The sequence below is a fragment of the Peribacillus sp. genome (assembly GCF_059453735.1).
In genome coordinates, this window is record NZ_JAZVJO010000558.1 from 1 (window position 1) to 6,412 (window position 6,412).

The 6,412-nt window shown below is 41.3% G+C and carries 7 protein-coding genes; 6 read left to right on the forward strand and 1 reads right to left on the reverse strand.

The window, feature by feature from the left end; translation table 11 throughout:
- On the reverse strand, positions 1-431 hold a 431-nt coding region (locus AC52RT_RS18285), incomplete at its 3' end, for a YwpF family protein (RefSeq protein WP_495542074.1).
- A 269-nt stretch (positions 432-700) separates the two neighbouring features.
- Here AC52RT_RS18285 and ssb point away from each other — a divergent pair.
- The 6 genes from ssb to AC52RT_RS18315 all read left to right on the forward strand — a co-directional run bounded on the left by ssb (position 701) and on the right by AC52RT_RS18315 (position 6,406).
- Positions 701-1,063, forward strand: coding sequence for a single-stranded DNA-binding protein (gene ssb / locus AC52RT_RS18290; RefSeq protein ID WP_495542075.1), 363 nt, complete (start codon positions 701-703; stop codon positions 1,061-1,063).
- Positions 1,064-1,078: 15 nt separating this feature from the next.
- On the forward strand, positions 1,079-1,390 hold the full coding sequence (locus tag AC52RT_RS18295; RefSeq protein WP_495542076.1) for a hypothetical protein: 312 nt from the start codon (positions 1,079-1,081) through the stop codon (positions 1,388-1,390).
- A gap of 279 nt (positions 1,391-1,669) precedes the next feature.
- Positions 1,670-2,674 (forward strand): ABC transporter ATP-binding protein, encoded by a 1,005-nt coding sequence (locus tag AC52RT_RS18300; protein WP_495542077.1) that lies wholly within the window; start codon positions 1,670-1,672, stop codon positions 2,672-2,674.
- Positions 2,655-3,623 carry an ABC transporter ATP-binding protein gene (locus AC52RT_RS18305; RefSeq protein ID WP_495542078.1) on the forward strand — a complete coding sequence of 323 codons (969 nt, stop codon included), beginning with the start codon at positions 2,655-2,657 and terminating at the stop codon, positions 3,621-3,623. Before AC52RT_RS18300 ends, AC52RT_RS18305 begins: the two co-directional genes overlap by 20 nt.
- Positions 3,624-3,676: 53 nt before the next feature.
- A complete protein-coding gene (locus AC52RT_RS18310; protein WP_495542079.1) occupies positions 3,677-5,296 on the forward strand; it encodes an ABC transporter substrate-binding protein in 1,620 nt (539 codons plus the stop codon).
- 99 nt (positions 5,297-5,395) lie between these two features.
- Positions 5,396-6,406 carry an ABC transporter permease gene (locus tag AC52RT_RS18315; protein WP_495542080.1) on the forward strand — a complete coding sequence of 337 codons (1,011 nt, stop codon included), beginning with the start codon at positions 5,396-5,398 and terminating at the stop codon, positions 6,404-6,406.
- Positions 6,407-6,412 lie beyond the last annotated feature (6 nt).

The window sequence follows — 6,412 nt, forward strand, 5'->3', positions numbered from 1 at the left end:
AAGGATGGGACAACTTGCGGACGTGAACGGAGTTTTTCTTTATAATGTTCAATCAATTCATTGCCGACAATACCTTGCTGCATAAGATCCTTTAATAAAAGTTCAGCGTATTTACTCCGCGACTTTTGCAGATGTCCTTCGAAAAGTAAACTAATGTGTCCATTGATTGGTTTGATTTTTCGTAAAACGGTCTTCATGAAAGCAGGATCATTATCCTTTTTGGTGATGACGGCCTGAATCATAATTTCATTATTAATCTCAGGAAGAGCATCTTTGATTTTATTAAACCCATCTTCTGTCAAGAAGGATTCAACAATCCATGTGTTGTTATCATCCTCTTTATTGATAATCAATCCATCTGTTAACTCAACGTTAACCAACTGGTTATCCTCTGAGATTAGCTGAACCGAAATTAATTTAAATGATTTCATAAAAGACCTCCGTTCTGCATCCTTTTTTTGTAATTATAGCATAATTAAAAGTAAGCAATCTCATAAAAAATCAGGACTTTGCGAATTTTTAAAAATTTATGAAAAAAGTATTAAAAAGGACGGCCGTCATCGCTTTTTGGTCGAATAATCCAATTTTAAAGGAGTTAAAAACTGTTTTTTGCGTTTAAAAACAGAAATGAAAAGATATTTCAGCGATTTTACCAGAGATTTGCGTTCAAGTAAGATAAGGACAGAAAGGAGTTGAACAAATGATAAATCAAGTAACGATTGTAGGGCGTCTGACAAGAGATCCAGAACTCAAGTATACCCCGGAGGGAAAGGCCGTTTCGAATGTAACTCTCGCAGTAAACCGAAACTTTAAGAATCAAGTCGGTGACTATGAAACGGATTTTGTACAGTGCACACTCTGGCGTAAAACGGCAGAAAATACGGCTGAATATTGTCGAAAAGGTTCATTAATCGGGGTTACCGGCCGTATTCAAACCAGAAATTACGAAAATCAAGAAGGGAAAAAAATTTATGTAACAGAAGTAGTCGCAGAAATGGTCAGATTTGTCGGACCAAAGCAGGCTGAAAGTAAGCCGCATGAATTTGAACATATCGAATTATAACTGGAGAGTGAGTGTATGAGAAGGATGGAGCCATTGACCCCTGAGGCTGAGAAGAACGGCAATCGTATGGAAACATCGGTATTTTTCCCGCCTAAACAGCGCATTGAAAGAGTGGAACAAATTACTGGAGACCTCATTAGTTTCATCGCAAAAACCCAAGTGAAAACGACCAATTTTGAATATCAGCTGGTGCAGCTGGAGATGATTGCAGCCCGGCTAGAGACAAAATATAAAGTGTTAATAAAAGAGAATGCTGAGATTCTGCAAAGACTTGAAAAGCTGGAACAAAGAGTGGACGAACTAACTAGTCCCGCCCTTATTCTTTAATTAAAAACCTTCCCCGCTTGATGTGTTTCCTCTGTTTCCCCGCAATTCCTCATAGTGCAGTCAGCACAAAGAAAAGATAAAATCCACTGGAAATGGCTGCTCCCAGCAGCCGTTTTTTCGTCATATTGCAAATATATCTTTATTTTATAGATTTTAACATTTATAATACTATTCAATATACATAAAATATTCAGAAAAATTATTGTCTATCTGTAAAATAAATGGGATAATGACAATATGAGGAAATGGTGTAGTCATCAGGAGAAAGGAGGCGGATAAATGAAGAGTCCAATTATCGAGGTGAAGCAGCTGAGGACAAGCTTCCAAACCGATGATGGGTCCATTCCGGTTGTTAATTCAATCGATTTTCATGTCTTGCCAGGCGAGGTGCTGGGAGTTGTTGGAGAATCCGGATGTGGGAAGAGTGTCACCTCATTATCAATTATGGGCTTAGTCGAAGCTCGAACAGGCAAGGTAGAAGGAGAAATCCTATTCAAAGGAGATAACCTCGCGAATGCCTCTGAAAAGAAAATGAGAAAAATCCGGGGAAACGAAATCGCCATGATTTTTCAGGAGCCGATGACAAGCTTAAACCCGGTTTTTACAATCGGACAGCAGCTTACTGAATCGCTTCGTGTACATAGAAAGTGGGGAAAGAAACAAGCGGCTGCAAGAGCAGTTGAAATGCTGAAATTAGTTGGTCTCGGTCGTGCGGAAGAACTGCTGAAACAATATCCACATCAGCTTTCCGGGGGGATGAGACAACGGGTAATGATTGCAATGGCCATGATTTGTGAGCCTGAGCTGCTAATTGCCGATGAACCAACAACAGCGCTTGATGTAACGATTCAAGCCCAAATTCTTGAATTAATGAAGGACTTAAATAAGAAAACAGACACGGCAATTTTGATGATTACCCATGATTTAGGAGTAGTCGCTGAAATGTGCCAGCGTGTCATAGTCATGTATGCCGGTAAAATTGTAGAAGAAGGCGATGTCCGTGCTGTCTTTCAAAATCCACTGCATCCATATACGGTTGGGTTAATTCAGTCGATTCCAGACATGCGTGTGAAAAAGGACCGGCTCTATTCAATTCCAGGCAATGTACCTAAGCCAGGCAGTCAAAATCTAGGCTGCCAATTTGCTCCACGGTGCGCCCATGTAATGGATCGTTGTATCAGTGAAACGCCAGCCTTAACCAATCATGAAAATGGGCAAAAAGTCCGCTGCTGGCTATACGAAGACGGGAAGGGAGCCGGCATCCATGACTCAGCCATTAGTTAAAGTAGACAATTTAAAAATGCATTTTCCAATTAAAGGAGGCGTGCTCGGTAAAACCATTGGCCAGGTAAAAGCCGTGGATGGCGTGTCATTTTCGATAAATAAAGGAGAAACCCTAGGGCTTGTTGGAGAAAGCGGGTGCGGGAAATCAACGACAGGCAGGATGCTGCTGCGGCTTCTTGAACCGAGCGAAGGGAAGGTCTACTTTGAAGGTCAAGATATCACCAATCTGCCTGCGGCAGAAATGAGAAAGCTTCGCCGTGAAATGCAGATGGTGTTTCAAGATCCTTTTGCTTCCCTTAATCCCCGCCATACGGTCGAGAAAATTCTCGAAGAACCGTTGATTGTTCATGGCATGAAGGATAAAAAGGAACGGAAACGAAGAGTCAAGGAACTTCTTGAGGTGGTAGGGTTAAGCAGTTATCATGCAAAACGCTATCCGCATCAATTCAGCGGCGGTCAGCGGCAACGAATCGGGATCGCTCGAGCACTGGCTGTGAATCCTAAATTAATTGTTGCTGACGAACCCGTATCAGCACTCGATGTTTCGATTCAATCACAAGTGTTAAATCTCATGCAGGATTTGCAAAAGGAATTTAATTTAACCTATCTCTTTATTGCACATGACCTTGGGGTTGTTCGTCATATCAGTGACCGGGTAGGCGTGATGTATCTCGGGAATATGGTAGAAATAACGGAAAGTGAAAAGCTTTATGAAAAGCCGCTTCATCCCTATACACAAGCCCTGTTGTCTGCCGTCCCGATTCCAGATGTTACGTATCAAAAGGAACGAGTTGTTCTTCAAGGTGATGTGCCAAGCCCTTCAAATCCGCCGGCTGGCTGTCCATTCCATACGCGTTGTCCTCAAGCGATGGAAGTTTGTTCATCTGTTAAACCTGTTCTGCAAGAATATGAACCTGGCCATTATGTAGCTTGTCATTTATATGAATGACTGCTCGTATCATACATTGGCAATTACTATTTAAAAAAATTGGGGGAAATCAAATGAAAAAAACCGGTTGGTTATTCTTAAGTATGTTTATGCTGCTATCAGTCATTCTAGCTGGCTGTGGAGACGACTCTAAGACGTCTACAGGGACGAAAGACGGAGACAGCAAAGATACAAGCGATAAAGGCGCTGTTATGATTTATGGACGAGGCGGCGATTCAACAGATCTTGATCCAGCAATCACAACAGAAGGGGAAGCGTTTATCGTAACCCAGCAGATTTATGAAACGTTGGTAGGCTATGAAAAGGATAGTACAGAAATTAAGGGAGAACTGGCTAAAGACTGGGAGATTTCTGAAGATGCCCTGACGTACACGTTCAACCTGAATGAAGGAATTAAGTTCCACGATGGAACGGATTTTAATGCTGAAGCGGTCGTTAAGAACTTCCAGCGTTGGGCACAAAGTAAAGATGAAGCTAAATTTGCTTATTATGCGTCCATGTTTGGCGGTTTTGAAGGCGACGAAGGGCATGTAATTAAAGAAGTAAAAGCGACAGACGATAAAACGGTTGTCTTTACTTTGAACCGTCCACAAGCACCATTTTTGAAGAATATCGCAATGAGTCCTTTTGCAATTGCCAGTCCAACGGCTTTTGAAAAGGAAGGGGATAATTTCACTAAAAACCCAGTAGGTACAGGTCCATTCAAATTTGTATCATGGAAAGCAAACGATATGATTGAATTGACGAAAAATGAAGAGTACTGGCAAGAAGGTCTTCCGAAGCTTGCCGGCGTTAAATTTAAAGTCATTAAAGAAAATGCCACTCGTTTAAATGCACTGATCAAGGGTGAAATTGACTTGATGGATGGCTTAAATCCAAGTGATATGGGCAAAGTGGAAGGCGACAGCAAGCTGCAGTTGTTCGAACGCCCATCCATGAACGTAGGGTACTTTGGATTTAACACAGAGAAGGAACCATTTAATAAAAAAGAGGTTCGTCAAGCAATCTCTCATTTAATCAATAAAGAAGAATTAATCGAAAGTTTCTACGAAGGAACGGCTGAGCCGGCAAAAAATCCAATGCCGCCATCCGTCAGCGGCTATAACGATAGTATTGAAGATTATGGCTACGATGTAGAAAAGGCGAAGGCACTTTTAAAAGAAGCAGGTTATGAAAAAGGCTTCAAAATGGATCTATGGGCTATGCCGGTAGCACGTCCGTACATGCCGGATGGACAAAAAGTGGCTGAAGCGATTCAAGCAAGTTTGAAACAAGTGAATATTGAAGCAAACATTGTAACTTTTGAGTGGGCTACTTATCTTGAAAAGGTACAGGCAGGAGAAGCACCAACCTTTATGCTCGGCTGGACTGGGGATAATGGTGACGCAGATAACTTCCTTTATACATTGCTTGATAAAGACACAATTGGTTCAAATAACTATTCACGCTATGTGAATGAAGATGTTCACAAATTATTGATTGAAGCTCAGTCCACTGCTGACGAAAACAAGCGTAATGAGCTCTATCAAGAGGCACAGGTTATTATCCATGAGGATGCACCTTGGGTTCCGCTTGTACACTCTAAGCCGCAATTGGCTGGTATAGCGGGAATTAAAGATTTTGTACCGCATCCAACGGGTTCACAATCGTTTATTGACGTATCTATCGAGTAATTTAAGCACCATCGGGGAGTATGGATACTTTCATGCTTCCCGTTTTTTTCATTGCCAACGACGGAACGTTTTCATTCTTAGAGAAAGCAGGTGATGTGGTTGTTTTCTTATACCATACGTAGGTTAGGTTCATTAATTCCTGTGCTTTTAGGAATGGCTTTGATCGTATTTATGATGATTCGAGCAATTCCAGGTAATCCTGCTCAAACGATACTAGGGCAGCAGGCAACCGCAACGGCTGTTGCCGCATTAACAAAAGATCTTGGGTTGGACAAGCCTTGGCATATTCAGTTTTGGAGTTATTTAAAAGGGTTATTCAGCGGGGATTTAGGCGTGTCATTGCGAACAAGACAGCCGATTTCTCAAGAAGTTTGGCCGTATTTGGCAGCTACGATGGAACTAGCTCTTGTAGCGATGATCGTTGCTGTATTCATAGGAGTAAATGCAGGAATTATCTCTGCTTGGTTTCAAAATTCATGGTTTGATTACATAGCAATGATCGTTGCGTTGATTGGTGTATCAATGCCGATTTTTTGGCTGGGTTTAATGGAACAATATGTTGTTGCCCTTCAATTTGATCTTCTTCCTACTTCAGGAAGAGATAATATCCGGGATCCTGTGCAGGCGATAACGAATCTCTATTTAATCGATACGTTGATTGCCGGCAGATTTGATCAATTTTTTGAAGTCATTAAACACTTAATTTTGCCCGGATTTGCCTTAGCGACCATTCCGATGGCGATTATCGCCAGGATGACAAGATCGTCTATGCTTGAAGTGATGCGTTCCGATTATATCCGAACTGCGCGTGCTAAAGGAGTGAAAATGTTTTGGGTGGTCTATAGCCATTCATTAAAAAACGCATTAATTCCTGTAGTTACCGTTATCGGTCTTCAGTTTGGTTCCCTTCTTGGTGGAGCCGTTCTTACTGAAACAGTATTCTCATGGCCAGGTGTTGGTACATATCTCATTAACAGTATTAAAGCAAAGGATACTCCTGCTGTTTTAGGATGTGTTATCATTTTCTCCATCTGTTTTAGTATCGTTAACCTTGTTGTAGATATTCTCTATGCATACATTGATCCACGTATCAAATCAAAATATAAATAAGGAGGT

Bases quoted from the DNA above. Each gene is read 5' to 3' on its own strand.
- ssb (WP_495542075.1), top strand. From the start codon at position 701: ATGATAAATCAAGTAACGATTGTAGGGCGTCTGACAAGAGATCCAGAA.
- AC52RT_RS18310 (WP_495542079.1), top strand. From the start codon at position 3,677: ATGAAAAAAACCGGTTGGTTATTCTTAAGTATGTTTATGCTGCTATCA.
- AC52RT_RS18305 (WP_495542078.1), top strand. From the start codon at position 2,655: ATGACTCAGCCATTAGTTAAAGTAGACAATTTAAAAATGCATTTTCCA.
- AC52RT_RS18300 (WP_495542077.1), top strand. From the start codon at position 1,670: ATGAAGAGTCCAATTATCGAGGTGAAGCAGCTGAGGACAAGCTTCCAA.
- AC52RT_RS18295 (WP_495542076.1), top strand. From the start codon at position 1,079: ATGAGAAGGATGGAGCCATTGACCCCTGAGGCTGAGAAGAACGGCAAT.